Raw genomic sequence first — 26,846 nt, forward strand, 5'->3', positions numbered from 1 at the left:
TTACTTTAAATTTTCGATAGATGGTAGTAAGCTTATAAATCATGAATTACCAGGATTAAAAATTGACAATTCATAATTTATAATTACTAATTTTTTCATGCTTTGGTAGGTAGAAGCACAATAAATACACTACCTTTGCCCAACTCAGAATTAAGTAGAATAATACCTTGATGTGCCTCGACAATTCGACGAGCAAGGTACAATCCTAAGCCACTACCAGAACTTTTATGGCTACCTTGACGAAATCGTTCAAATATAGTGGCTTGTTCTTCAGCAGGAATACCTGGGCCGGTATCCGCTATCTCAATACTAATATACTCAACGGAATTGGATTTTTCTAATAACTGAGATTGACTATTTTTACCAAACTGGTGTTGAGAAGTTAAACGAATAGTAACAGACCCAGAGTCGGTAAATTTGATCGCATTCCCTATAAGATTGGTGAATAGACGATACAGTTCTAAGCGATCGCCCATTACTGTTTTTGTGCTTGATTCCTCAGTAATGTCTAAATTTAGAGACAGTGTTTTGTCTTGAGCTAGAGGTGCTAATTCTCCAGTCACATCCTCTAGCAATTGGCTCAGATTAACTGGTTGAAACGCCAAAGTTTTGCGACCTGCTTCAAAGCGATAAACTTCTAATAAGGTATTAACCATAGAAAGCAGGTTGATATTGCTACGGGCCATGATGGCGATTACTTCCTGCATTTGCGGTGATAATGTTCCCAACGCACCTTGTTGAAATAGCATTAACATGCGATCGGCAGCTACCAAAGGAGTGCGTAAATCGTGGGTGAGGCGGGAGACAAAATCTTCTCGCTGGCGGGCAATTTCATCACGTTCATCCATACTATGCTTTAAGCGCAGGAGCGATCGCACTCGTGCCAGCAATTCATCTACTGTTACAGGTTTGCGGATAAAATCATCAGCACCCAAGTCTAATCCGTGGGCGACGTTGGGTGCATCATGGGCAGTAATCAGCAGTATGGGGATATATTGCGGCAATTTCATATCTCCACGAATATGCTTAGTGACTTCGTACCCATCCATATCTGGCATCATCAGATCCAGCAGAACCAAGTCACAAGGAGAAGCTTTCAATTCTGCTAAGGCTGAAATCCCATTTTCTGCGGTGCTAATGATGTAACCTTCTTCCTCCAAAATAGTTTTGATCAAAAACACGTTATCAGGAGAGTCATCAACAACTAGAATTTTGTCAGAGCGAGAAGATTGTGAAGTCATATAGATGCAAGGTACGAGGTAAAAGTAAATTTTTGTAAGACTAGCTGTAGTTATAACAATTTGTCTACCAAGTTTTTTAGTAAGCCTCCCTACCTAAGAAGTATTTTTTTACTATTAAATTGTGGCTGGTAAAATTTTAGCTTTGGATGCAGTAAATGGTTAAATGACTTATGGAGACTTTGATGTATCGCTTTCGGTAGAGAACTAGAGATATAATTGCGTAGGCGATCGCTGTAAAGAAACCCGCTTGCGAGAGTATCTCGAAATGCGATATTCACAGCATAAACCTGCTGAGAACTCAGGCTACAATTACACAATTTGCACTGCCTGAGTGTTAATTTCTGTTAAATCAGCCAATCTTACATCATTCGTAAACAATATTGCTTCAAGGGCGATATCTAGCAATAAGCCGCTCTATGTCTACGCAGGGTAAGCGCATCTAATTTTGTAGCTCTTGATACAGACAAAAAGCTTAAAACTCTATCTGAATATCAGTTTTTCATTCAAAATAGGACAAATTGTCGTAAATGATTGAAAAAACATGGGTCAAATAGCTTTTTATGTTTTTTGACCACATAAATACGAAAATGTCAATCCCACCCCTTGGCTCAGTGTAGTAATTTTGAACTTATTTGTGCTTTGGTTGAACCCCAAAACCACCGTGTCAATAGGGTTTGAGATGCGCTAACCCTGTATGTCTACGCTGATTTCCCAGAGTTGCAATCACTATTTTGGCAGTTTTATTAGCACACATAAATCATTAATTCCATTAACAAATCTGATAATTGAGCTTGGCACTTCTCCAAACCGCGTCTCTAGGAGTTTTGATAATCCCTTCTTGGTAACTTCTGACTTCAGTATATTGGTCTTTAAAACAAAAAGTACCTCTGTGCCATTGGTAAAACTGTCGCAGGTTCACAAATTAGCAACTCACCATCTGCCCTGACTTCGTATGTTTCTGGATCTACTTCAATGTGGGGTAGTGCATCATTCAGCTTCATATCCCGCTTACTCAATTGGCGTGTCCCAGAAACGGCAACTGCTGCTTTTTGTAAACCTAGCTGGCTGGGAATTTCGTTCTCTAAAGCTGCTTGCGAAACAAAAGTTAATGATGTAGCATGACGCGCCCCTGCAAAACTACCAAACATCGGGCGCATATAGACTGGTTGCGGTGTGGGAATACTGGCGTTAGCATCGCCCATTTGCGCCCATGCAATCATTCCGCCTTTAATGACCATCTCTGGTTTCACGCCAAAAAATGCCGGACGCCACAAACATAAATCTGCTAATTTTCCCTCTTCCACTGAACCCACATATTGAGCAATTCCGTGAGCGATCGCCGGATTAATCGTATATTTAGCAACATATCTTTTTGCTCTAAAATTGTCTGCTTTTTGCTCAGTTCCTTGTGCGTTAAGAGTTCTCCGTTGCACCTTCATTTTGTGAGATGTCTGCCAGGTGCGAATTATCACTTCGCCTACCCTTCCCATAGCCTGAGAATCGGAAGAAATCATGCTAAATGCCCCTAAGTCGTGCAAAATGTCCTCCGCAGCAATGGTTTCTCGACGGATGCGAGATTCGGCAAAAGCAACATCTTCGGCGATCGCTGGGTCGAGATGATGACATACCATCAACATATCCAGGTGTTCGTCTAAGGTATTCAGGGTATAAGGACGTGTGGGATTGGTGGAAGATGGTAGAACATTGGCTTGGCTGCAAACTTTGATGATATCTGGTGCGTGTCCGCCGCCTGCGCCTTCGGTATGGTAGGTGTGGATAGTACGATTCTTGAAAGCGGCGATCGTATCTTCGACAAATCCAGCTTCGTTTAGGGTATCAGTATGAATTGCTACTTGCACATCATACTCATCGGCAACACTGAGGCAAGTATCAATTGCTGCGGGTGTGGTTCCCCAGTCTTCATGAAGTTTTAATCCCATTGCACCGGCATTTACTTGTTCTACAAGTCCTTGGGGTTGACTGGCGTTACCTTTACCTAAAAATCCTAAGTTGACGGAAAAAGCATCAGCAGCTTGCAGCATTCGGTAAATATTCCAAGGGCCGGGAGTGCAGGTAGTGGCATTTGTACCTGTGGCTGGGCCAGTACCGCCGCCGATCATGGTGGTAATCCCAGAAGCGATCGCAACTTCAATTTGTTGGGGACAAATAAAATGAATATGGGCATCAATACCGCCAGCAGTGAGGATCATTCCTTCACCTGCTAAAGCTTCAGTTCCGGAGCCAATAATAATATCTACATTATCTTGAATATAAGGATTCCCGGCTTTACCAATTTTGAAAATCTTGCCATCTTTAATGCCAATATCCGCTTTGACAATACCCCACCAATCGAGAATTAAGGCATTAGTAATTACTAAATCTACAGCACCATCGGCGTTAGAAATTGGGGATTGTCCCATTCCGTCTCTGATAACTTTTCCGCCGCCAAATTTCACTTCATCGCCGTAGGTAGTGAAATCTTGTTCAACTTCAATAAATAATTCTGTGTCTGCAAGTCGGATGCGATCGCCTATTGTTGGGCCGTATGTTTCAGCGTAGGCGCGGCGATCCATTCTATAAGGCATATAAAATCCTTTTTTTAACGCAAAGGGACGCAAAGGAAAGCGCAGAGGTACGCAGAGGGTTTTTAGAGGTTTCCGTTAATTTTGGCGTTGAAGCCGTAGACTTGGCGAGTACCAACGAGGGGGACTAGAGTTATTTCTTTTTCGTCGCCTGGTTCAAAGCGAACTGCGGTTCCGGCGGGGATATCTAGGCGCATTCCTCGCGCTTGTTCTCTATCAAAGTTTAAAGCGGTGTTAACTTCATAAAAGTGATAATGGGAACCGACTTGTATGGGGCGATCGCCTGTATTTGACACTTGTAATTTTATAGTTGGACGACCAACATTTAGCTCAATTTCACCTGCTGGTGTAATAATTTCCCCAGGAATCATAATAAATTAAAAAATTAACGAATTGGATTATGTACTGTCACTAACTTTGTACCATCAGGAAAAGTAGCTTCAACCTGCACATCATGCACCATTTCTGATATCCCTTCCATGACATCATCCCGCGTTAAGAGTGTTGTACCATAACTCATTAATTCAGCTACAGTTTGCCCATCTCTTGCCCCTTCTAAAATAGCAGCAGAAATATAAGCAACTGCTTCAGGATAATTTAGTTTTAAACCCCTTTCCTTGCGTCTTTCTGCTAATAAAGCAGCTGTAAAAATCAATAGCTTATCTTTTTCCTGCGGGGTAAGTTGCATTCTTCTCTCCCTCTTGGCGTTCTTGGCGTCTTGGCGGTTCGTTTAAACCTGCCACACTCTTGGTATACAATTACCACGATTCAGAAAAGAAACTCGCAACAACTGCCAAACATCAATAAACCAGTTTCTCACCTCAGATGTAGAAGCACCGCGATATCGACATAATAATCCATGTTGTAATCGACAAACACCCGCTTCACCTTCCCCGCCCCACAAACTTCGCGTTTTTTCCAAAATTTCTGCCGAAACTGTACCACCGACCCAAACTAAACTACCTACTATTGGTTTTCCAGCCAAGCCGTGGGGACTGTGGAAAATGTCTTCGCTACCCGGTAAGTATTGCCGATCAATCCATAAGGGAACATCTTTTTGCCAAATTTCGGTATGCGATCGCCATTCCCCTTGCAAGAATTTTTCTCCTCTAGCACTGCGACCAAATCGGGTAATTTCCCAGCCTAACCAACTGCCCCCGGTTGCTAATTCTACCCGTAAATCTTGCCGATAAATCGCGTCGTTAAATAAAATTGTCTCTTGCGGCAACCACTCTAAACAAGCACCAGTATCAACTTGCATCTGGATGGTTTGTCTAGCTTGTAAGCCATTACTGCGATATATCTTGCTTGCAGCAGCTGTAGTGATTAAGGCTTGGGTTTGGGGTTGGAGGTGGATGTTAGAGGATAAGCGATCGCCTCCTACCATTCCCCCAGCCGTGTGTAAAATTACGCTATGACAAATTCCCCCTTCTGGATAAAATGGGCGTTGTACCTTTAGGGGCGCTTGTTGGTGATTATAAATTAATTGGGTTTTACCCTGGCGATCGGCATAGACTAAATTAAGTTTGCCATGCCAACCTTCTGCTATTTGCGGATTGCAGGTCATTTATAAATTCAAGATTAAAGTTCAGATATCTTATATTTATTTAATATATTGTCTGTTATTTTTCCTGCAATTTATCATAATTTTTCGCCAATATTACATAATCATCTAATGTATAGTGTAAGTGATGCTTCTGACCAAAATACTGTTGGAGTATTGGACTCATATACACTTGATTTGGTAATTTTTTTCGAGCAAACTTACCAAATTCAACCCCAGACATAGGTATTCTTGAATCTGTTGAGGTTAGATATTTATACCAAACTAACTCTAAACCCAATTCTGTCAAAAATTTATGCACTACATTTTTTTCCTCTTCTTGATTTTCGACTTGGTGAACATCGGAAATTTTAAATAATTTTTTATCTTGCACAATTAGTAGAACATAACCTGAATTTTTTAAGCTAGTGGTAAATATTTGCTTGTAAGTATTATTAGCTTCAACCCTTTTGCCTGGATCTGCAAAGAAACAGTGGGAAATTACGATAAAGTCAAAAAAGTCTTTTGGTAGATTATTCGATTGAGTTTTCCAATTAAAAATATCGGTAGTAACAAAGCGGAAGAAAGCATTTACTGGAGTTAGACGCGACTCTATATATCGCCGCCAAAACTGAAGTCCACGAAATTGGAAGGCATCTTGTTTTTCTAAAGAGTAGTAAGATATGTGCATTTGCGGGATATGAAAAAAACCGCTACTACTTTGGAGAAATAAAGCTAAACCATAAGCAACTGTTCCTGGGCCTGCTGCAATATCAAGAATATTAACCTTACTTGGTAGTAAAGCATTCTGGTAAATGAGAAACCAAGCTAAATATATACAATATACATTTTCTAAAAAATACTTCATAAAGTAGACATGAGGAGTTAGACTAAAACGGTAGTCTGGGTCTTGTCCAATTTTTAAGTTATTAATATCCTCAAGAGCGTCTTCTAACTTAATTAATAACTGTTTATCAGGAATCCTACTAAATTCTTCTTTAAGATATTCAACTAAACTTGATTCAAAATCATCAAATATCCGTTCATCAATACCAGTAGATTGCAATTTATATTCATCGTGGTGTATTAACTTAAAAACTTTATAGATATATTTAACAAATTCCTCATCTGGCATTAATATAAGATAAGATTATCTTTTTGCTGGGATGCTTCTGTTAGTTGTTTACCTAAAGTTTCTGTTTGTCGTTTGTATTCTTGGGAATAACGTTCAAGTTGAAGTTTATCTCTAAATAGTTTTTCTAACCATGAGAATCTTGCACCTGATTGTTGAATCTCTTGCAATAGTTGGACTGCACGTCGGATCTCCCCGCGTTTTAAAGATAATTTTAACTGCTGACTTCGCCACCAATTAATGATAGGATTATTCATAAAAAAATCCCTCTTTACCTTCCATAATTTCTACACCTGGAAGCCGACAAATTAGCTTTTCCTTAAATTTCCTATAGCTTAATTTCTCATTTTCATACCACCAAGAGTATTTTTGCTTAATTTCTTCAGCTTCTTGGCGAGTTGATGCTATGAGAGAACGACTGTGGTTAGCATGAAAAGCTTGAATTACAATCCTATCGGCGATGGCTAGTTTTTCAATAAAAGCAGCTTCATCAGTTGCTAAAGTAGGAAGTAGAGGGGTAATAGTAATAGAAATTTTAGGAAGAAAACCTTTGAAGTAATCAATACTTTGTTTTATTTTACTAATAGCATTTAGTCTAGCTTTAATACTGGGCGATCGCGGTTCAAAATCCTTTCTTACTAATTCGCTCCCAGTGGGAATGCTCATATTAATTCGCAATCGCTTAAATCGTTGTAAATAATCAATGTCTCTAACAATAATTGGGCTACGAGTTTGAATCACCAAGGTTGGAGTTGGATAACCGTCAATCCCCATATCTAGCATTACCTCCAACAACCGACGAGTCAATTGATGTTTAGACTCAAGTGGTTGATAAGGATCGGTAACGCTACTCATGTATATACTAGGAGGAGTCTGGGGATTTTTTTCATACCATTTTTTTAATTCTTTCGCTAAAATCTCAGCAGCATTTTGTTTAAAAATTACCCATTTACCCCAATCTTGGCGCATTTGAGCATTAGGAGTAAATGCAGCAGCATAGCAATAACTACAACCGTATTGACATCCCCTGTAAGGATTTAGAGTAAAATCATAATTACCAATAAAACCAGTAGCTTTTGTTAAGAGTGATTTAGCATTTTGTGCATAAACATTGACATCTCCAAACTTTTCTCTGACTAATTTCGTAGGAATGCATTCGCAATAACCTTCATATTTTGGTTGTGCCATGTGAATCCTGATATTGATTGAGAGTGAATTAACGCACCCTACTTCTTATGATTCCCATTTTTATTTTTAAATTACTTCACCAAGGTGTACGCTAGTGCGATAGACCATATAGACAAAACCACTTTCATCACGAAAGCGCTGATATAATTCTTGAAACCTATCAATAAGCTGTTCATATCCCAAGCCTTCACGCGGAAGGTAAGAAACACTCATTGCTCGTCCAATAAGTCCAGTTAAATCTAACTTTTGTTTATAAGTAAAATTATATTCACGGATATTAATAAAAGGGGGAGTTACTAACAATGGCTCTACCGATTGCATTCGAGATTCTGCTGGGTGATTATTAGATGCTTCGCGGATTATTCGGCTATATTCTGTAGTTAAATCATCTTCTCGATCGCGGTTATTCCACACTACAGCCAAGCGTGCTGATGGTTTTAAAATGCGGTGGAATTCCAATAAAGTTGGTTCGGGATTGAACCAGTGGAAAGCTTGAAAACAAGTAACTAAATCAACTGAATTATCAGGTAGTTGGGTAAATTCTGCTGTTCCATCACGAAACTCTATTAAAGGATGTGGTTTAGCAGCTTCTCGCATTGCCGCGTTTGGTTCTATGGCTATGACATTAACTCCCCGTTCAGCTAACAATCTTGAAGCAATTCCTGTACCAGCACCAATATCTGCTGCTACAAGTTGTGAATTTTCACCTAATCCTTCCAAGATAATATCAATTGCATCTGCGGGGTAGCTTGGCCGATATTTTACATAATCCTCTGCTCTGTCAGAAAATCGGTTGAGTGGGTTTAAGGTATGTAAGGGGGTTGTTTCAGGATTAATTTGGCTCATGGGTTTTTATGGAAAAGTAGAAATGCGTAGGCGTAGCTCGTCGTAGACATTGCTGTAGTTCATAAAAGCGATATCATAACAATTAAACCGCTCTAAACAGTAACATCTACATACAATAATGGAAAGATTGCTAAACATCCACATTGAAAAATTACCTGAAGGCGTTTATTTAGCAACATCCGATGAGCTTCAAGGTTTAGTCGTTCAAGGACGGACTGTTTCTGAAACTTTAGAAATTGCTCGTGATGTAGCGCGTAAGTTGTTAGAAGCACAATCTCAGGATCAACAACTAGATTATTTGCAACCAATAGCTGAACAATTTAACTATCCTTTAGTGTTAGGTCAGTAGTTAATTTATGGGACGGTTGGCTGGGTTTAGCTACAGAGAGATTATCAAAATATTAAAAACCTTTGGCTTTGTGTTTCATCGTCAAGCCGCAGGGAGTCATGAAATCTGGTTTAATCCTGAAAGTAACCGTTACACTACTATTCCCAATCATTCTGGTGATATGCCAGAAGGAACGTTACGTGCAATTTTAAAGCAAGCTGGTATTGAACCTGAAGATTTTCTTAACCGCTCTTAGTAATAAAGGGGGTTTTTATTCATTTTGATTAAGCTTGTTCCTTCTGTTCTAACCAAACTACCAAATCAGCAAGTTCGGAAAAATCTAACAAAGCCTCTCCCAAATTTTCTAACTGTTCAGCAGATAAATTACGAACCTGTTCAACTAACGATCCATCAATATCACCAAAGCGCCGTTTAAGTAGACGACTAATCAATTTAAACGCTTCTTTTTGAACGATATCTTGATAAATTACGGACTCTTTCATAATATCCTCCCGCAAAAATTGCCGAACCAAATCCTTCTCAAACCGCAAACCCGCCAGAATTTCTACACAACCCGCGATATTTTGTCGCTCCTCCCTATCTGGAATTGTAGCGACTTGTTCAGCCACTTGTGCCAGTAAAGTTTGTGGCGAGTCAGTTCGCGTCAAACTTGCTAAAGGTAACAGCGCCGGATTAGCCAAAAATAGTGTTGAATCTTGCTCCCAAAGACGAACAACCTGATATTGGTGAATTGTCGTGTTGTCCCGATATTCTTCAGTAAAAACGATTTCGTTAGTAGTTTCTTGCAAAAAGATTAGCACTTGCACTACAGGACAACGGTACTGACGCTTCAACCTCACAGAATAATCGAGCATCGGAAATTAAGCGCCGGATTAGATTTCGCCAAAGTTTGAAATTCAATGTGCAAAATTTGGTTAGCTGCTTGTAGAAATGTCACAGAATCCGCGCGAATTGGTTCAAGCGTGAGTTCCGTTTTTAATACTTCAATTTCTTGCACCTCTACCCCAAGTAACCAACGCACAAAATCAGTAGGGTACTGTTCAGCTAAATATTTACAAGCGTTGTCGTAACTCACTTTTCTTCTCCTGACACAAAAAAACAGCCACCTCCACAACGGAAGCAGCTGTTTTACAAATTATGTAACTACAAAGTATTAGTAATCGAAGTCGCCACCACCAGCACCAGCGCCAGCAGGAGCACTATCTTTAGGCTCAGGCTTGTCAACTATAATACATTCGGTTGTCAACACCATACCAGCGATGGAAGCAGCGTTTTGCAGAGCAGAACGAGTCACCTTAGCAGGGTCAACAATACCAGCAGCTAACAAATCAACAAACTCGTTGGTTGCAGCGTTGTAGCCAATGTTGAAATCTTTCTCTTTGACGCGTTCAGCAATAACAGCACCATTCTGACCAGCGTTTTCAGCAATCCGCTTCAGAGGTGCGGGTAAGGCACGAACCACAATCAAAGCACCAATCAACTCTTCATCCTTAAGGTTGCTCTTTGCCCACTCTTCCAATTCAGGAGCAAGGTGAGCCAGAGTTGTACCACCGCCGGGAACAATACCTTCTTCCACAGCAGCTTTGGTAGCGTTGATAGCGTCTTCTAAGCGCAACTTCTTGTCTTTCATTTCGGTTTCGGTCGCTGCACCCACTTTCACTACAGCGACACCACCAGAGAGTTTAGCAAGACGCTCTTGTAATTTCTCTTTGTCGTAAGAAGATTCGGTTTCATCGATTTGACGACGAATCTGTTCTACACGGGCCTTAACAGCAGCTTCGTTACCTTCGGCAACAATTGTGGTGCTGTCCTTGGTAATGGTGATCCGGCGAGCTTTACCCAGGCTGTCCAGCTTGGTATTATCTAGCTTCAAACCAGCATCTTCGGTAATTAGTTGACCACCAGTTAAAACGGCGATATCTTCTAGTAGTGCTTTGCGGCGATCGCCAAAGCCAGGAGCCTTAACAGCAGCCACGTTGAGTACACCGCGCAAACGGTTTACTACTAAGGTTGCCAAAGCTTCTTTTTCAATATCTTCGGCGATAATCACCAAAGGACGACCAGCACGAGCTACTTGCTCTAACACTGGTACAAGGTCTTGTACCAAAGCGATTTTCTTATCGGTCAGCAGTATGAAAGGCTCATCAAAAACCGCTTCCATCCGCTCAGGGTCAGTAGCGAAATAAGGAGAGATGTAGCCTTTGTCAAAGCGCATCCCTTCAGTGATTTCCAACTCGGTGAACATAGATTTCCCTTCTTCTAGGGAAATTACGCCTTCCTTGCCCACCTTGTCCATTGCTTGGGCAATCATTTGACCAACTTCTTCGTCATTACCAGCCGAGATCGCACCAACTTGGGCAATGGCTTTGGAATCTTCCACTGGACGGGCGTGTTCAGCAATTTTTTCTACGAGGAAGCCAGTAGCTTTGTCAATACCGCGCTTCAGAGAAATTGCGTTAGCACCAGCTGCAACGTTCCGCAAGCCTTCTTTGACGATCGCATGAGCTAAAACGGTAGCAGTGGTAGTACCATCGCCCGCAGCATCATTGGTCTTAGAAGCAGCTTGACGAATCAGAGCTACACCAGTGTTTTCAATGTGGTCTTCTAATTCGATTTCTTTGGCGATCGTTACACCGTCATTAACAATTTGCGGTGCGCCAAATTTCTTTTCTAGGACTACGTTACGACCTTTGGGGCCAAGGGTAACAGCTACAGCCTCAGCCAGGATGTCAATGCCTCGTTCCAAGGCGCGACGGGCGTTTTCGTTGTAGATAATGCGCTTTGCCATAGGTGTCTAAATTCCGGGAGTAAGTCAAGTTTTTGTTGAATTAGGCATTGGGTATTGGGCATTGGGCATCAGGAAAACTCTTTCCTATTCCCCATTCCCCACTCCCCACTAGATAACAACTGCTAAAATATCTTTTTCAGAAAGCAGTACATATTCTTCGGTGCCGAGTTTGATGTCAGTGCCAGCGTACTTCGAGTACAGCACCTTATCGCCGACTTTGATTTCCAATTCCTGACGGTTTCCGTCGTCATTACGCTTGCCAGGGCCAAGAGCCACTACTTCCCCTACCTGGGGCTTTTCTTTGGCGGTATCGGGCAAATACAGACCACCTGCGGTCTTCTCCTCAGAGGCGTTCACTTTTACGAAAACGCGATCGCCTAAAGGTTTAACTGTAGAAACGCTTAGAGATAAAGCTGCCATATTATTTCTTTCCTTTAGAGATTAGCACTCTCAACTCCTGAGTGCTAATTTACCGAAAAGTAGCGTCCAATGGCAAGAATTCTTTGAGTACGGGTTCCCGAACTAGAAGCTCAAAGATGTACTTAAGTATAAATGCTTAATTATTTATACCTTTCGGGTTTTGTTCGGTAAGTTACGAAGAGAGTAGGGAGCGGAGAGTTAGGTAGCGCTGACCAGACAATTGCTAGCTGCTGCTCAAAACGAGCTAGTCTGGAATCTTGGGAATACTTAAAAAAGCGACTTAAAGAGTTAAAATTTGATGAGCCGCAACAGAGTTATTCCATTTGCGTCTATAGAACTAAAAGCCAACTGCTTGCGCGTTTGTTGTTCTGGACTCATAATGGTGGTTTACACTGATGGTGTCTGATATCGCCAAGCAAGACCGGAAGTTATTGAGCGGATCATCCAAGAACACTTAATAGGCAATAAGGTGGTAGAAGAATATACATTTTTAACCCATCCTTTGCCAGAAACTTCCCTAGTTTCTTGTGAACACCTCATAGAGGCTTAAAAATCGAAGGATATGGTACAGCAGTAAGCTTTAAGAAAGTGCGGGTTGGTTTTGAGGTAGGGTCATCTTTAAGCCAATACTTACTTGTGAGTCAGAAGGATTATTATTTAATCAGTGTTTTTTCGCCCGTCACTTTCAATGCGATATATAATAGCGCATTATAGATACTACTGCTATACGTATCCTTGCTGGACTTTTGCTATCTAGCTACTAGTCTCTTGAAAGTGCTCGGCATTTTTGAGGTTTCGAGACAGCAAAGGCAAGTTAAGTAGGAAAAAGGACAACATCTCGAAATAACCCACGATAGAGGATAAATATTCAAGACTTTGATGGACCGAAGCGCGACAAGTGCCACTGCTATGAAAGAGCCCAGCATGAAAGATCACAAACGACTTCTATTGATTGATGATGACCCTAACCTCATCTTGCTGGTGAAGGATTACTTAGAATTCCGGGGATACGAAGTCATCACCGCCGAAAATGGACGTGAAGCTCTGGAAATTTTAGAGCAAGATGTTCCAGACATGATTATCTGCGACGTGATGATGCCGGAAATGGACGGATATACTTTTGTAGAACAAGTCCGGCAAAACGAACGCACCAGTTGGATTCCGGTTCTTTTCCTTTCAGCTAAGGGACAAAGTGCAGACCGAGTTAAGGGTCTGAATAAAGGTGCTGATGTTTATATGGTCAAACCCTTTGAACCAGAAGAACTCGTAGCGCAAGTTGAATCCTCGCTGAAACAAACTATCCGTTGGAAAGAACACCAAGCAAAAGGAGGCGAAAACGGTTCCCGCATCCAGGTTCCCTTCGATGTGCAATTAACCCCAACCGAACTGAAAGTAGTCCAGTTCGTCGCTAGGGGTTTAGCTAACCGGGAAATTGCTGAAGAACTAAATGTTAGTCAGCGCACAGTTGAAAGTCATGTGTCCAATATGTTGGGCAAAACCAATCTCCACAACCGCACTGAACTAGCGCGGTGGGCGATTGAAAATCAAATGGCTTAAACAAAGTTAAGAGTTAAAAGTTAGGAGTTATGAATTATGATTTTTTTAACTTCTAACTCCTAACTAAGATTTACCACCCATCTTCTTCAGGGCTGGATTGGTGCAAAACTTCTAAATCTAGTTCATCCAGGTAAGTTAGGGCGCTTTCAATCTGAGAAACAGTACCTCGCAGTTCCAGATCAAAGCAGCTATATTGTGGCATATTTACGCTTACCTGGGCATCAGCAATAATCACTGTGATGCCATAGTGAGAAACCAGTCGTGAAATGACTGGTTCCTCATGCAAGTCTTTAGGAATGCGAACTTGGATACGAGTTTGGGTGCGTCTATTATCTAAAATATCAGTATTAGATTTTACTTGTTTATTTGGAATTACCATTCTAGCTTCCTACTCGACTTCTGGGATGAGGGTTTTACTTTGCACAATTCTTTTAACACTAGCGTTACTTATCCCACGCAGGCAAGCAAGAAAGTATTTGCCTTGGCAAACCATTAGTCTAGATGTAATGAATATGAATAATTGCTCATAATTCAGCAGTTATGAGGTTAATTATTATTTTATAGTGATTTTCAAGCTAATCGTAGGGTTACAACAATTGTTGTAACCCCAATTTATTGTGTATGAGATTTAATACTGAAGTGAAAACTGCTATAGGACTCATATTTGATTTTTGAACAGAACTCAGTACATTTTTATTCCTTCTTCCCAGTCTCCAGTCCCCAATCCCCAGTCCCTTACCTCTACAAGTGATTCAAAAATCAAATCGGATTGCTATATATATTATTTTGACAAAGTTTTAGGGAACTCTATTAATAGAAACTTATAGGTTTAACCCTCTGTTTAGATATCAATAAAAATCAATTCTTTAGGATATTTACTTCTGTGTAATGACCGACTGTATAAATCCCCATTATCCATATTTCTCAATCATTATTATTCATAATCCTTAAGCCAAGGATAGTACACAAAGCTATTGCCAAGTGATCTAAATAACTATTATCCAATTGACCAATCACTCTGAGAATTCTTGATTTATCAACAACCCGAACTTGCTCACAAAGCACAACAGAATCTTGGCTTAAACCATCGATACCAGCAGGTACAAACACATGAGAGGGTAAAATAGCAGGTCTAATTTTTGAGGTGAATGGTGCGATAATGGTATGGGGACTAACAGCATTTGTCCGATCAATTTGCACTACTACGACAGGTCTAATCCCTGCTTGTTCTGTACCAATAACAGGATTGAGATCACACAAAACTACATTTCCTCTTGAGATATCTACCACTGGATTTCTCCACGCGCCAAGCGTTCTTCATAATCTTCTAAATTAGATAAATAGTCAGAAAAATCTGATTCCACTATTTCCACTGACTCGCTAAACTGAAGCCATAGTTCCCAGTTCTTACTGCTATGCTTCATTAATAGGAAGTCGATAAAATCACTTACTTCCTGAACTAAAGCTTCTGGCATTTGCCGGATTTTACCAATGGTTTGGTCTTGTATACTCATGATAAATCTTCTCAGATAGATTTCTGTTTATCCACAAAAATCAAAAACCTGGCGATTAAAAATGGCCAGGTCTAAAATTTAAACTAAAACTCAGCACTTTGTGGTGTACGCGGAAAGGGAATGACATCACGGATATTTCCCATACCCGTCATAAATTGCACAAGTCGTTCAAAACCTAGTCCAAAACCAGCGTGGGGAACAGTACCATAACGACGCAAATCAAGATACCACCATAAATCTTCTGGCTTTAATCCTTGCGCTAATACGCGGCGTTCTAATACTTCTAGGCGTTCTTCGCGCTGAGAACCGCCGACGATTTCGCCAATTTTGGGTGCGAGAATATCCATTGCGCGGACGGTTTTTTCATCGTCGTTCAAGCGCATATAAAATGCTTTGATTTGCGCTGGATAATCTGTAACGATCGCAGGTTTTTTAAATAATTGTTCAGCTAGGTAGCGTTCGTGTTCTGATTGTAAATCTAAACCCCAACTCACTGGATATTCAAATTTAACATCAGCTTTTTCTAAAAGTTTGATGGCTTCTGTATAAGTTAACCGTTCAAACTGATTATTAATAATATTTTCAGCTGTCGCTAACACAGATTTATCAATGCGTTCATTGAAAAATTCCATGTCTTCTGGGCAAGTTTCCAAGACATATTTAAATATGTGTTTAAGAAACGCCTCAGCTAAATCCATATCGCCTTCTAAGTCACAAAAAGCCATTTCTGGCTCAACCATCCAAAATTCTGCTAAGTGGCGGGAGGTGTTGGAATTTTCTGCACGGAAGGTAGGGCCAAAGGTGTAAACGTTGCTAAACGCCATCGCCATCACTTCCGCTTCCAACTGGCCGCTAACTGTTAAATATGTGGGTTTAGCAAAAAAGTCTTGGCTGTAATCTACTGCTTGGTTTTCTGTGCGGGGGATATTCTTTAAATCTAAACTGGTAACGCTAAACAATTCACCCGCGCCTTCGCAATCGCTAGCAGTGATGATGGGGGTGTGTACCCACAAAAAGCCTCTTTCTTGGAAAAATTGGTGAATTGCTGTCGAACAAGCATTTCTGACACGAAAAACTGCACCAAAAGAATTAGTACGCGATCGCAAATGTCCAATAGTTCGCAGAAACTCAAAGGAATGGCGTTTCTTTTGCAGAGGATATGTATCGGGATCAGCTTCTCCGTAAACTTTCACGGACTCGGCTTTCAACTCAATTCGCTGTCCTTTACCCAAAGAAGCCACTAGTAACCCTGTAGCCTCAACAGCAGCACCTGTATTTAGTTTTTTCAAAATAGCTTCGTAATCTGGCAAATCTTGATTAATGACGACTTGCAAATTAGCTAGTGATGAGCCGTCATTGACTTCAATAAAAGCAAACCCTTTGGACTCGCGTTTCGTCCGCACCCAGCCTTGCACTTGGAGGGACTCATCAGGTTGACCACTTCGCAATATTTCTGCAATCCGTCGATTTGCCATATTTTACAACTTAATATTTCGTCAACGTAAAAAGTACAGATATTAAAGAATTTTAACTCTTTAACCCAATCCAAAATCCAAAATCCAAAATTGGATTTATCCAGCATAAGACTTTAATATCCAGCCTATGATAACGCCCATTCCACCAAAGCGGACGACTTGCCAGAAAGGTTTTTTGAGGCTACGCCAAGAAAATAACTGGCTTTCTAAGTTTAGTTCTAGCCTTTCCAACTGCTGTTGAATGTGCCGTAACTCTGCTTTGATTTCTGATGTCTGAGATTTATTGTGCTTTAGTTGATCCCGGCGCTGTTGCCATTGTGCCTGTTGTTGGCGATCGCGTTGCACTTGATCGTAACGTTCTTTTAAGGATAGGAGCGATCGCTCTACTTCCTCTAGCTCTTGTTCAAAATCTGGTTCGGGATTTTCTGCTGACGGCTGTGATTGTTTTGGCGGCTTCATTTACAAGTAGTAAAGTAGAAGTAAATGCAAATGTGCCAATAGTTATGTCTCAATCTACCCAGCTGCCGAAAACCAGTCAACTGAATGAACTTAGTACTCTAGAACTTGCTCAAGCCCTCATGGAAAGACTGAGCATTTCCCCTAACGATTGGCATCGCCTCAAGTCTAACCGCAATTCTCGCGCTAATGAACAAGTGGCAGCAGCTATGGTGTATCTTTTAAAGAATCAGCCACAAGAAGCTCAAGCTAGATTAGAACAGGCAATTGGTTGGTTAGATCGCTCCATTTCTGCCCCTCCTTGCCCAACTCACGGAAAAAGTTAGAAGTTAAGAGTTAGGAGTTATGAATTATTATTCAACTCCTAACTCCTGTATAGACGCGATTAATCGCGTCTATACTCCTAACTACCCTACCGCCGCAGAGATAATCCCCGGCGAGTTTCCATTTGTTTACAAAGCCTCAATTCTGTGCCTTTGCGGCTCCACTCTACCTGATCAAAGATTTGATGCAGAAGACATAAACCACGACCATTTTCTGATTCATCTGGTGGGAGATAGTCTGTTGGTTCTTCTTCATTAGTAGATGAAGGAGTAAAGCCGCTACCCTGGTCTGATATTATCCACCAATATTGATTATCTATTAAGGAAAAACGGACTACAACTGTTTTACTTGGATCGAGATTATTGCCATGTTTAGCTGCGTTTACCAGGGCTTCTTGAAGTCCTAGCCGCAGTTCTGCTTGTAATTTGGCTGGGATTTCTGCCAACAGTAAATCTAAGATTGGACAAAGGTAGAGGGTTGAGGCAAAACTAATAGTGCCCCAATAACGTGCAACTGGACGGAGTGAAATTGTAATCACAAGAGAAACCCCATAGCTTTTAGTTAGCTAGACATCAGTTTGCTATTACAGGCACCCTGATAAAATTGAGGTGGTCATGCTGCCTTCAAACTTGCGTCTTTAAAACTAAATTTTGAAAATGCTAGGGAGCATTAGCTCTATAGTATGAGTTTGGATTGCTTAGATAGATAACGGCTGGAATAGTTTTGATAATGAATTAAGCAACTTAAAAAGATGCTAGTAATTTGACAGAGTATTGGCAGACTCCAGTTAATTGCCGATTTATCATTTACACAATTCAATTCATATTTCTAAGAACCTATGCAGCTTGAATTTATTTAAACAAAATGGATTTTTATTTTTGCCTTAATTCAATTTTAGCATCTTTAGTATGCACTAAACTAAAAATTTCAAATTTCAGTTTTTGCAAAGGAATTACTATCCTTGTGCAAATCTGATAGCACAAGAAAGGCGGCAGCTTCAACATGAGCAGTTTGAGGAAAAAAATCAGCAGGTTGTACCCGTGTGATAGTATATTGCCCATCTTGACAAAGCAATTTCAGGTCGCGGGCGAGGGTGGCTACTTTACAACTGACGTAAACAATCCGAGATGGTTTCAATTGCCGTAAAGTATCGATGACTGCGCGATCGCACCCCTTACGTGGCGGATCGAGTATTACTACTTCTGGTATTGTGCCCATTTTGGGAAGCAATTTCTCTACTGCCCCGACAATGAAAGTCACATTATCAATTCCGTTGCGGTGGGCATTCAAAATAGCTTGTTCCACTGCTGCTGGTTGCACCTCTAATCCTGTAGCAATCCGTACTTTTTTAGCGAGGGGTAAAGTTAAAGTTCCAATACCACAATAGGCATCAACTAGCAACTCATGCCCTTGAAGATTGAGTTCTGATTCAATCACCTGCAATAGTGCCTCTGCTGTTTCTGTATACACTTGGAAAAATGTATCTGGGCGCACTTGAAATTCCAGTCCAGCAAAATTTTCACGCAGGTGTGGGACTCCAGCGATGCAACGAGTTTCTGATCCAAAGATAGCATTTGTGCGATCGCTATTGCGGTTAAGTGACACTCCTACTAACTGCGGATAACGCTTTAACCATTCCTGCGCTTGGGTTTCAATTCCTGATAAATTCCAGTCCTTTACCACCAAAGTCAGCAACATTTCTCCAGTGTGTCGGCCAATGCGTAAACCAAGATGGCGAATTTGTCCTTGATGGCGCTGTTCGTCATAGATTCGCCAACCCCGTTGTTGAATATCCTGCTTAACTTCGGCAAGTAAGGGATTTAATCGTGAATCTTGGACTGGACATTGATTTAAATTAATTAATTGGTGACTACCTTTTTGGTAGTAACCAGCTTGTACCTGTCCTGTTGCCGATAGCAAGAGAGGATATGTAGATTTATTACGATAACTTAAAGCAGAAGCGGCGGCGAGTACCGGATCTACCGGTGGTTGGAGAAAACCGCCAATACGTTCCAAAGCTTGGATAACTTGATTTTGCTTGGCTACTAACTGGTAATCATAATTAATATGCTGCCACTGGCAACCACCGCACTTATCCGCCACAATACAACTAGGTCGGATACGGTGAGGAGATGATGACAATAGCTCCTGGAGCTTCCCGTGGCCGTATTTTGGTTTAACATGTAGCAAGCGGATAAGGGCGCGATCGCCTGGTACTGTATCTGGGACAAACACTACACGCTCATCAGCGCGTCCCACTCCATCGCCTGTATCACTCAGGTTAGCGATCGTCACTTCAATTAATTCACCCTGTTGCCAAATTATTTTAGTCATTAGTCATTAGTCATTGGTCATTTGTTATTGGGCATGGGGCATTGGGCATGGGGCATTGGGGACAAGGGGAAACACTTGTTGCAAGTTCTGATTTAAGTCGCCTTGTCCCCTTGTCTCCCCTTGTCTCCCCTGCTTCCCCTGCTTCCCCTGCCCCCACTCCCCACTCCCTAAATAGATAAATTCAATACATAACTAGCTCCTATCCCTTCACTTGTGTACCTCCAACTCGCTAAACTAACAGATAATATTTCAGGTGATTTCAATAATCATGACTGTAATTAGCCAAGTTATTCTCAAAGCCGACGACGAACTGCGTTATCCCAGCAGTGGCGAACTTAAAAACATCAAAGACTTTTTGGAAACCGGCGTACAACGGACGCGGATTGCGGCTACTTTAGCCGAAAACGAAAAAAAGATAGTTCAAGAAGCAACCAAACAACTTTGGCAGAAGCGTCCTGACTTTATCTCCCCCGGAGGTAATGCTTACGGAGAACGCCAGCGCTCTCTATGTATCCGTGATTTTGGCTGGTACTTACGTCTAATTACTTATGGTGTGCTTGCCGGCGACAAAGAGCCAATTGAAAAAATTGGTTTGATTGGTGTGCGGGAAATGTACAACTCATTGGGCGTTCCTGTGCCTGGAATGGTAGAAGCGATCAATTCCCTCAAAACAGCCTCCCTTAGCTTACTGAGTGCGGAAGACGCTGCCGAAGCAGCACCCTACTTTGATTACATCATTCAAGCGATGTCTTAATACAAAGTGTGTGCTGGTTCTACGAGTATACTTCCGGTCTACTAGAGTGAGTGCAATATATTAGCGCTCGATAGGCATAAGATACCCAATTTGATTGTAACCTTCCCCACAATTGGTAGTGGCTCTGGCATAATCTCTGTCAAGTTACCAACCAATTGTGGGGAAATTTTATTGGGGGATGGGGCATTTCTCAAAGGATGAAGGACATACGGACATAAAAAACCGACAGTCCTTGATTAAGGCTGTCGGCAATTAAGTGTGTTCCCTATTAATGACTCGGCTAGAGTTCAGTTGTCATTAATTATGCCTAGCTGGCGATCGCAAGGTGACGATCCTAATCATGTATAAGTGTGATTCTCGTCACTTGATTGTCACAGGGAAACTGCATATGCCCAAGAAATCACTGAATTCCAGTAAATCTATGCAAGTTTGCAGCTAAGAGTTATGTACGCTGGTAGATCCTTTTTCAGCTTTAGAGCAAACAACGCCAATTAGCTGGAAAAACATGAGATAGAGGAATTAACAAACTCATGCGCCATTTGCCAAAGTGCTGTAAGACAAAGAGGTATCTGCAAAGATAAATTTCTCAAAGCCAGTGGTAGACAAGCTAACGGAGTTTCCATTGTTGTTGAAACTGATGTTGGCAGAGTTCAGAGTATTGCCAGAAGTAACACCAGATACGATCACTTCGGAGCGATTAAAAGCTCTAAGATCGAGGGTATCAAAACCGTCTCCGCCATCAACAGTTCCAGCACCAAACCCTTTGAAGTAGTCATTCCCTGTGCCGAGAGCAATATTGATGCCGCCACCGATACTGACTTTCTGTTGAACTCCATTTAGGGTACTGGTGCCAATAATTTCGTCATTGCCATTGCCAGTCTTAATGGTTCCTTGTCCATAAATGCCATAAGCAGTACCACCAATTGTGACTGTCGCTTGTCCGGTAAGCTTGTCAGAACCATCGCCAGTATCAATAATTCCATCGTTGACGATGCCATAAGCGGTGGATTTTGTTCCAGAACTGTTGCCAGAACCTGTAATTGTGTCGTTACCCGACTCTGTAGTAATGGTGGCGTTTTTAATGTTCTGAATGCCGATTCCAGCACCACTAATGCTGATGTCGCCAGTACCATTGCTGACACTGGTGCCGCCAGTACCGGTGCCAGTAATCGTGTCGTCTTCTTCCCCTGTATTTAGACTGCTACTGTTAGCAATGCCTGTCCCAGTACCGCCGTTGCCGCCGTAGCTGCTGCCATCGATGCCGCCAATACCGATGCCAGCGATCGCGTCTTTGCCCAACCCTGTATTCAGACTGCCACTGTTAGCGATACCTATCCCAGCAGCGCCGTCGTTATCGAAGGGGACATCGCTGCTATTGCCGCCATTCCCTTTGCCAGTGATCGTGTCTTCCCCATCTTCGGTATTGAGTTTGCCACTGTTGTTGATGCCTGTCCCACTACCGCTACCACCGAGGAGGCCGCCAGTACCGCCGATGCTGCCAGTACCGATGCCGTCGATCGTGTCTTTTCCCTTGCCTGTATTCAGATTGCCACTATTGGTGATGCCCGTCCCAGTACCGCCGCTGCCGCCGCCGATGCCGCCAGTACCAATGCCAGAGATTGTGTCATCTCCATCGTCTACATTCAGACTGCCACTATTGTTAATGCCTGTCCCAGTACCGCCGTCGCCGCCGCCACCCTTGCTGCTAGTGCCACCACTGCCGCCAGTACCAGTGCCAGTGATCGTGTCATTTTCGCCCCCCGTATTCAGATTGCGACTGTTGACAATGCCATTGCCAGCGCCGCCGCTGCCGCCGGAAGTGCCGCTAAATCCGCCGTTGCCACCTTTACCAGTGCCAGTGATCGTGTCTTTTCCGTTCCCTGTATTCAGATTGCCACCGTTGACAATGCCATTGCCAGCGTCGCCGCTGCCAGCGGTGTCGTAGCCGCCGCTGCCGCTGCCACCAGTACCAGTGCCGATGATCGTGTCTTCTGCGTCCCCTGTATCCAGACTGTCACTGTTATAAATGCCTGTGCCTGTGCCGCCGTTGCCTGTGCCGCCGTAGATGTCAACGCTGCCACCGTCGCCACCACTACCAGTGCCAGTGATCGTGTCTTCTGCGTCCCCTGAATTCAGACTGCCACTGTTATTAATGCCTGTGCCAATGCCGCCGTTGCCATCGAAGTCGTAGCCGACACCACCTTTACCAATGCCAGCGATCGCGTCTTTTCCACTTTCTGTATTGAGACTGCCATAGTTAACAATGCCAGTCCCACTACCAGTCTGAGTGGAGTTGCTGATGCTACCAGCACCCGTGCCTTTAATGGTGTCATCCCCAGAGCGCGTATAAATCAAACCTTGAGTTAAAATATCGATACCTATTGCTGGAGATCCATTTAACTGTTCCCCGATTAAACTGTCGGAACCAGTTGTGCCAGTGAAATTGGGTGGAAAGGTAAGTCTAGTCACAATCAAAATCCTCTTAATTAGGTTAGTCAGGTCAGTTTGCTGATTTAGATGAGCAGTCTGGGAAAAAATTCCCGGAATCGTTTCTCTATAAGCCATTCAGTGATTGAGTCTGCTGTTATGGCTTTTACTCAAGCCGAATTAAATTCCAGGGGATTAAACCCAGATTCAGCAGGTGCGATCGCCTCATCTAATAAGCTGATAGCCATTTCCATAATTTAGAAATGACCTCTACGTATTACAATGTAAGCCAATTGTATTACTTTGTAATTAGCAGTAAAATTACCAGTATTTCTGGATATACTACAATCTGTCTTTAGACCTAAATAATCAGCCCTAGTTATTGTATAATTAATCACTTTTGTTCATCTACCGCTACGTTAATCTCAATTGCAGTGTGAAGCGATCGCCAGATATGGGATTGTTTGACTACACGATGGCGATCGCAATCACTCAGCGCGATAAGCTAGAGTTAGCAGCAAAACTGATTCACAACTGGTAACAAACGTAGCTTGGGGTAACGATGGCAACAGAACAAAAGCACAGCACTTATCTATCAGAAGCCGAAAGCCGTTTGCGTCAACTTTCTATTGAAAAGCTGCGATTAGCAGTTGCGTTTCTGACTTATTTACAAGAAACAGAAGAAAAAGAAGTTACTGAAAAAGTATTATTAAATATTCCTGATTTTGCCCAATTTTTCCGCGAGATTGAGCAAAATGAAGACAAGTTAGAAAATACTGCCTCAAATCAGATTGCCTCAGATGAAGAGGTATGGCAGGCTTATTTAGCAGTTGAAAAAAAATGGGAAGAGGTTTTCCGCCGCCTTGCAAACTCCTAAATTTTTGACTATTTCTCAAGTCTTAGATATTCACCAACGCCAAATTCAAAGATTTGGTGGAACATCAGGTGTTAGAGACGAAGGTTTGCTAGATTCAGCACTGGCACAACCTCAAGTTACTTTTGGCGGTGAACTTCTCCATCCAACAATTCACGAGCAAGCAGCAGCGTACCTGTACCATTTAGCGATGAACCATCCGTTTATTGATGGCAACAAGCGCACCGCTTTCGCTGTTATGCTTACTTTTTTGAACTTAAATTGTTATACTTTTAACCTATCTCAAGAGCAAGCTTACAATTTAGTGATTCAAGTAGTTCAAAATGAAATATCCAAAGAAGAATTATCTGCATTTATAGAACTGCATCTACAAAGCAAGTAAATAGATAGATAGAATAATTCTCTGTCCCCCAGAGTGCATTTTCATGATTGATTCTTGCTCTTTAAGTTCAGTAAAATGATTAGCTTTATCTTTAACTTTCTCCAAAGGTTAAAACACGAGATAGAGGAATTAACAAACCTATGCCCCGTTTGCTAAAGTACTGTAGCAGAAAGAACTATCTGCAAAGATAAATTTCTCAAAGCCAGTGGTAGATAAGCTAATGGAGTTTTCATTGTTGTTGAAAATGAGGTTGGCACTTTTAAGGGTATTGCCAGAAATTACACCAGATACCAGCAGTTGAGAGCGATTGAAAGCTCTCAAGTCGAGAGTATCAAAACCATCTCCGCCATCAACAGTTGCTTGCCCAAAGCCTTTGAAGTAGTCATCCCCAGTGCCCAAATCAATACTGATGCCGCCACCGATAGAGACTTTTTGTTGAACTCCATCTAGGATACTGGTGGCGATAATTTCGTCATTGCCATCGCCAGTCTTGATGATTCCTTGTCCATAAATGCCGTATGCAGTACCACCAATTGTTGCTGTAGCCTGTCCGGTAAGCTTGTCAGAACCATTGTCGGTATCAATCACTCCATCGTTGACGATGCCATAGGCGGTGGCGTTTTTTCCTAAACTATTTCCATAACCCGTAATCGTGTCATTGCGCCACCCTGTAGTGATGGTGGCGTCTTTAGTGTTCTGGATGCCGATTCCAACACCGACGTTGCCGATGCCATCAGAAGTAAGGTTGCCGATGCCACCAGTACCAGTTCCGATAATCGTGTCTTCTCCGTCTTCTGTATCCAGTTTGCCACTGTTGGTGATGCCGATCCCAGTTCCGCCGTCATTACGGATGATTCCGCCGTTACCGCCAGTACCGATACCAGTGATTGTGTCTTCTCCGTCCCCTGCATTCAAACTGCCACTGTTAGCGATGCCTGTCCCAGCTGTACCAGCTCCACCGTTGCCATCATTGTCGCCGTTGCTGCCAGTTCCGGTACCGGCGATCGCATCTTTTCCATTCCCTGCATTTAGAGTGCCACTGTTAACGATGCCTGTGCCAGTAACGCTGATGACGTTGAAGTAGATATAGTTGGGGATGCCAGTAGTACCTATACCGGTGATTGTGTCTTCTCCGTCTCCTGCATTTAGAGTGCCACTGTTAGCGATGCCGATCCCACAACCAGTGCCGTCGCTGACACCGCCGTTGATGTCATTGCCTCCAGTACCAATGCCGGTGATTGTGTCTTCTCCGTCTCCTGCATTCAGACTGCCATTGTTGCTGATGCTGATGCCTGTGCCAGTACCACCGCTACCGCTACCAACGGCGCTGCCGCCGTTGCCGCCAGTACCGATGCCAGCGATCATGTCTTTTGCATTTCCTGTATTCAAATTACCACTGTTGGCGATGCCTGTCCCAGCCCCGCCGTCACCACCTCCCGCATTGCCAGCGTTGCCGCCGTTGCCGCCCTTCCCTGTACCGGTGATCGTATCTTCTTTGTCTGCCGTATCCAGTTTGCCACTGTTGCTGATGCCAATGCCATCTCCACCAAGGCCGCCACCGTTGCGGCCATTGCTGCCGTTGCCACCAGTACCACTACCGGCGATCGTGTCTTCTCCGTCCCCAGTAGTTAGAGTGCCACTGTTGCTAATGCCTGTCCCAGTTCCGCCGTAGCCGCTATTACCAAAAATAGAGTCGCCATTGCCGCCATTCCCTGTACCGACAAGCTTATCTTTTCCGTTCCCTGTATTCAAATTGCCACTGTTAGTGATGCCTGTCCCAGCTCCACCGACCCCGATTATGGCGCCTGCGTCGTCAGGATTTCCACCTCCGCTACTACCGCCATTACCGCCAGTACCGATGCCAGTGATCGTGTCTTCTTCGTCCCCTGTATTCAGACTGCCAGTATTGGTGATGCCAGTTCCAGCTCCACCGTCGCCAGGGATCAGCATACTTTCGTTACTGCTGCCACCGTTGCCGCCCTGACCAGTACCTGCGATCGTGTCTTGTCCGTTGCCTGTATTCAGACTGCCAGTATTGGTGATGCCGATCGCATTACCACCATCGCCGCCGTTGCCACCGATGCCGCCGTTGCCGCCCTGACCAGTACCTGCGATCGCGTCGTTTCGGTTCTCTGTATTCAGACTGCCAGTATTGGTGATGCCGATCGCACTACCACCATTGCCTCCAGGAGCGAGTTCGATCCCCTTGCCGCCGTTGCCACCGTTGCCTGTGCCTGCGATCGCATCTTCTCCATCGCCTACATTCACTTTGCCACTATTGGCAATGCCTGTCCCAGTACCGCCGTTGCTGCTACCTTCGAGGTTGTTTGTGCCTGTAGCGATGCCAGTAATCGTGTCTTTTCCTGAGCGCGTACAAATAAAACCTCCAGTTAAAATATCAATGCCAATTGCCACGGATACATTTAACTGTTCCCCGATTAAAGTGTCGGAACCAGTGGTGCCAATGAAATTTGGTGGAACGGTTAGTCTAGGCATAATCAAAATCCTCTGAATTAAGTTTAAATACTTATATTTATGTAGGGGCGTAGGCGTAGTTCGCTACAGGCATCGCATTCTATGAATTGTTTCTGCATTCAGAATAATGTCTTGTCTGACAGGCTGATAGCCATTTCTATAGCCTGAAAATTACCTATGTATAT

At 42.8% G+C, this 26,846-nt stretch carries 29 protein-coding genes and 1 pseudogene; 8 read left to right on the forward strand and 22 right to left on the reverse strand.

The genetic code is table 11. The annotated features are described in order from the left end of the window. Positions 1-95: 95 nt before the first annotated feature. The 9 genes from CDC33_RS06115 to CDC33_RS06155 form a co-directional block, all read right to left on the reverse strand. The gene (locus tag CDC33_RS06115) at positions 96-1,241 is read right to left on the reverse strand and encodes a hybrid sensor histidine kinase/response regulator (RefSeq protein WP_109007730.1); all 1,146 of its coding nucleotides are present in this window, start codon (positions 1,239-1,241) and stop codon (positions 96-98) included. An 869-nt stretch (positions 1,242-2,110) separates the two neighbouring features. Next, the gene (ureC, locus tag CDC33_RS06125) at positions 2,111-3,826 is read right to left on the reverse strand and encodes an urease subunit alpha (RefSeq protein ID WP_109007731.1); all 1,716 of its coding nucleotides are present in this window, start codon (positions 3,824-3,826) and stop codon (positions 2,111-2,113) included. A gap of 62 nt (positions 3,827-3,888) precedes the next feature. Next, on the reverse strand, positions 3,889-4,194 hold the full coding sequence (locus CDC33_RS06130) for an urease subunit beta (protein WP_181373906.1): 306 nt from the start codon (positions 4,192-4,194) through the stop codon (positions 3,889-3,891). Between the two features lie 14 nt (positions 4,195-4,208). Beyond that, complete coding sequence (gene ureA, locus CDC33_RS06135) at positions 4,209-4,511, reverse strand: urease subunit gamma (RefSeq protein ID WP_109007733.1); 303 nt, start codon at positions 4,509-4,511, stop codon at positions 4,209-4,211. A 42-nt stretch (positions 4,512-4,553) separates the two neighbouring features. Beyond that, a complete protein-coding gene (locus CDC33_RS06140) occupies positions 4,554-5,390 on the reverse strand; it encodes an urease accessory protein UreD (protein WP_109007734.1) in 837 nt (278 codons plus the stop codon). Positions 5,391-5,445: 55 nt separating this feature from the next. Next, positions 5,446-6,501 carry a photosystem II assembly protein gene (locus CDC33_RS06145; protein ID WP_244919153.1) on the reverse strand — a complete coding sequence of 352 codons (1,056 nt, stop codon included), beginning with the start codon at positions 6,499-6,501 and terminating at the stop codon, positions 5,446-5,448. After that, positions 6,501-6,755 (reverse strand): hypothetical protein, encoded by a 255-nt coding sequence (locus CDC33_RS40215; RefSeq protein WP_244919154.1) that lies wholly within the window; start codon positions 6,753-6,755, stop codon positions 6,501-6,503. The genes CDC33_RS06145 and CDC33_RS40215 overlap by 1 nt, the downstream gene beginning before the upstream one ends. Continuing rightward, on the reverse strand, positions 6,748-7,686 hold the full coding sequence (locus CDC33_RS06150; RefSeq protein ID WP_109007735.1) for an SPL family radical SAM protein: 939 nt from the start codon (positions 7,684-7,686) through the stop codon (positions 6,748-6,750). Before CDC33_RS06150 ends, CDC33_RS40215 begins: the two co-directional genes overlap by 8 nt. A gap of 66 nt (positions 7,687-7,752) precedes the next feature. Further along, positions 7,753-8,532 (reverse strand): class I SAM-dependent methyltransferase, encoded by a 780-nt coding sequence (locus CDC33_RS06155; RefSeq protein ID WP_109007736.1) that lies wholly within the window; start codon positions 8,530-8,532, stop codon positions 7,753-7,755. A gap of 118 nt (positions 8,533-8,650) precedes the next feature. Here CDC33_RS06155 and CDC33_RS06160 point away from each other — a divergent pair, with 118 nt between their 5' ends. Together CDC33_RS06160 and CDC33_RS06165 are read left to right on the forward strand one after the other, a co-directional pair. Continuing rightward, positions 8,651-8,881, forward strand: coding sequence for a type II toxin-antitoxin system HicB family antitoxin (locus tag CDC33_RS06160; protein ID WP_109007737.1), 231 nt, complete (start codon positions 8,651-8,653; stop codon positions 8,879-8,881). Between the two features lie 7 nt (positions 8,882-8,888). Further along, positions 8,889-9,116 carry a type II toxin-antitoxin system HicA family toxin gene (locus tag CDC33_RS06165; protein ID WP_109007738.1) on the forward strand — a complete coding sequence of 76 codons (228 nt, stop codon included), beginning with the start codon at positions 8,889-8,891 and terminating at the stop codon, positions 9,114-9,116. 28 nt (positions 9,117-9,144) lie between these two features. Here CDC33_RS06165 and CDC33_RS06170 read toward each other — a convergent pair. The 3 genes and pseudogenes from CDC33_RS06170 to groES all read right to left on the reverse strand — a co-directional run bounded on the left by CDC33_RS06170 (position 9,145) and on the right by groES (position 12,089). After that, positions 9,145-9,956 (reverse strand): annotated as a pseudogene (locus CDC33_RS06170) (Rpn family recombination-promoting nuclease/putative transposase). Positions 9,957-10,034: 78 nt separating this feature from the next. Then, positions 10,035-11,669, reverse strand: coding sequence for a chaperonin GroEL (gene groL, locus CDC33_RS06175; RefSeq protein ID WP_109007739.1), 1,635 nt, complete (start codon positions 11,667-11,669; stop codon positions 10,035-10,037). 108 nt (positions 11,670-11,777) lie between these two features. Further along, positions 11,778-12,089 carry a co-chaperone GroES gene (gene groES / locus CDC33_RS06180; RefSeq protein WP_100898362.1) on the reverse strand — a complete coding sequence of 104 codons (312 nt, stop codon included), beginning with the start codon at positions 12,087-12,089 and terminating at the stop codon, positions 11,778-11,780. Between the two features lie 879 nt (positions 12,090-12,968). Between groES and CDC33_RS06190 the strand changes: the two genes are divergently transcribed. Then, positions 12,969-13,646, forward strand: a complete 678-nt coding sequence (locus tag CDC33_RS06190) for a response regulator transcription factor (protein WP_012407592.1) — start codon at positions 12,969-12,971, stop codon at positions 13,644-13,646. A gap of 70 nt (positions 13,647-13,716) precedes the next feature. Here the strand turns inward: CDC33_RS06190 and CDC33_RS06195 are convergent, their stop codons facing one another. From CDC33_RS06195 to CDC33_RS06215, 5 genes are all read right to left on the reverse strand, one after another. Then, positions 13,717-14,025, reverse strand: a complete 309-nt coding sequence (locus CDC33_RS06195) for an NIL domain-containing protein (protein ID WP_109007740.1) — start codon at positions 14,023-14,025, stop codon at positions 13,717-13,719. A 545-nt stretch (positions 14,026-14,570) separates the two neighbouring features. Further along, positions 14,571-14,936: a type II toxin-antitoxin system PemK/MazF family toxin gene (locus CDC33_RS06200; RefSeq protein WP_109007741.1), complete on the reverse strand. Its 366-nt coding sequence runs from the start codon at positions 14,934-14,936 to the stop codon at positions 14,571-14,573. Next, complete coding sequence (locus tag CDC33_RS06205) at positions 14,930-15,160, reverse strand: DUF2281 domain-containing protein (protein ID WP_109007742.1); 231 nt, start codon at positions 15,158-15,160, stop codon at positions 14,930-14,932. The genes CDC33_RS06200 and CDC33_RS06205 overlap by 7 nt, the downstream gene beginning before the upstream one ends. A gap of 83 nt (positions 15,161-15,243) precedes the next feature. Then, the gene (asnS, locus tag CDC33_RS06210; protein WP_109007743.1) at positions 15,244-16,635 is read right to left on the reverse strand and encodes an asparagine--tRNA ligase; all 1,392 of its coding nucleotides are present in this window, start codon (positions 16,633-16,635) and stop codon (positions 15,244-15,246) included. Positions 16,636-16,731: 96 nt separating this feature from the next. Beyond that, entirely contained in the window at positions 16,732-17,094 is a 363-nt protein-coding gene (locus tag CDC33_RS06215; RefSeq protein WP_109007744.1) for a sll0565 family protein, read from the reverse strand. A gap of 44 nt (positions 17,095-17,138) precedes the next feature. On the opposite strand from CDC33_RS06215, the gene CDC33_RS06220 reads away from it, so the two are divergent. Beyond that, positions 17,139-17,417, forward strand: coding sequence for a DUF6439 family protein (locus CDC33_RS06220; RefSeq protein WP_109012463.1), 279 nt, complete (start codon positions 17,139-17,141; stop codon positions 17,415-17,417). A gap of 86 nt (positions 17,418-17,503) precedes the next feature. Here the strand turns inward: CDC33_RS06220 and CDC33_RS06225 are convergent, their stop codons facing one another. The 3 genes from CDC33_RS06225 to CDC33_RS37710 form a co-directional block, all read right to left on the reverse strand. After that, on the reverse strand, positions 17,504-17,953 hold the full coding sequence (locus tag CDC33_RS06225) for an ATP-binding protein (RefSeq protein ID WP_109007745.1): 450 nt from the start codon (positions 17,951-17,953) through the stop codon (positions 17,504-17,506). A 389-nt stretch (positions 17,954-18,342) separates the two neighbouring features. After that, positions 18,343-19,749, reverse strand: coding sequence for a 23S rRNA (uracil(1939)-C(5))-methyltransferase RlmD (gene rlmD / locus CDC33_RS06230; RefSeq protein ID WP_109007746.1), 1,407 nt, complete (start codon positions 19,747-19,749; stop codon positions 18,343-18,345). Between the two features lie 10 nt (positions 19,750-19,759). After that, on the reverse strand, positions 19,760-19,906 hold the full coding sequence (locus CDC33_RS37710) for a histidine kinase (protein ID WP_146195781.1): 147 nt from the start codon (positions 19,904-19,906) through the stop codon (positions 19,760-19,762). A 111-nt stretch (positions 19,907-20,017) separates the two neighbouring features. On the opposite strand from CDC33_RS37710, the gene CDC33_RS06235 reads away from it, so the two are divergent. After that, positions 20,018-20,503 carry an allophycocyanin subunit alpha-B gene (locus tag CDC33_RS06235; RefSeq protein ID WP_109007747.1) on the forward strand — a complete coding sequence of 162 codons (486 nt, stop codon included), beginning with the start codon at positions 20,018-20,020 and terminating at the stop codon, positions 20,501-20,503. A 528-nt stretch (positions 20,504-21,031) separates the two neighbouring features. On the opposite strand, the gene CDC33_RS06240 is transcribed toward CDC33_RS06235, so the two are convergent. After that, positions 21,032-23,068 carry a beta strand repeat-containing protein gene (locus tag CDC33_RS06240; protein ID WP_109007748.1) on the reverse strand — a complete coding sequence of 679 codons (2,037 nt, stop codon included), beginning with the start codon at positions 23,066-23,068 and terminating at the stop codon, positions 21,032-21,034. Positions 23,069-23,330: 262 nt separating this feature from the next. Between CDC33_RS06240 and CDC33_RS38370 the strand changes: the two genes are divergently transcribed. The 3 genes from CDC33_RS38370 to CDC33_RS06250 are packed head-to-tail and all read left to right on the forward strand — an operon-like array spanning position 23,331 to position 24,186. Continuing rightward, on the forward strand, positions 23,331-23,471 hold the full coding sequence (locus tag CDC33_RS38370) for a hypothetical protein (protein ID WP_181373907.1): 141 nt from the start codon (positions 23,331-23,333) through the stop codon (positions 23,469-23,471). Positions 23,472-23,492: 21 nt separating this feature from the next. After that, entirely contained in the window at positions 23,493-23,807 is a 315-nt protein-coding gene (locus CDC33_RS06245) for a hypothetical protein (protein ID WP_109007749.1), read from the forward strand. Beyond that, positions 23,794-24,186: a type II toxin-antitoxin system death-on-curing family toxin gene (locus CDC33_RS06250; protein WP_109007750.1), complete on the forward strand. Its 393-nt coding sequence runs from the start codon at positions 23,794-23,796 to the stop codon at positions 24,184-24,186. Before CDC33_RS06245 ends, CDC33_RS06250 begins: the two co-directional genes overlap by 14 nt. A 138-nt stretch (positions 24,187-24,324) precedes the next feature. Here CDC33_RS06250 and CDC33_RS06255 read toward each other — a convergent pair whose 3' ends face one another. Further along, on the reverse strand, positions 24,325-26,682 hold the full coding sequence (locus tag CDC33_RS06255) for a beta strand repeat-containing protein (protein WP_109007751.1): 2,358 nt from the start codon (positions 26,680-26,682) through the stop codon (positions 24,325-24,327). Positions 26,683-26,846 lie beyond the last annotated feature (164 nt).

It is taken from the genome of Nostoc commune NIES-4072 (genome assembly GCF_003113895.1).
Lineage (GTDB): Bacteria > Cyanobacteriota > Cyanobacteriia > Cyanobacteriales > Nostocaceae > Nostoc > Nostoc commune.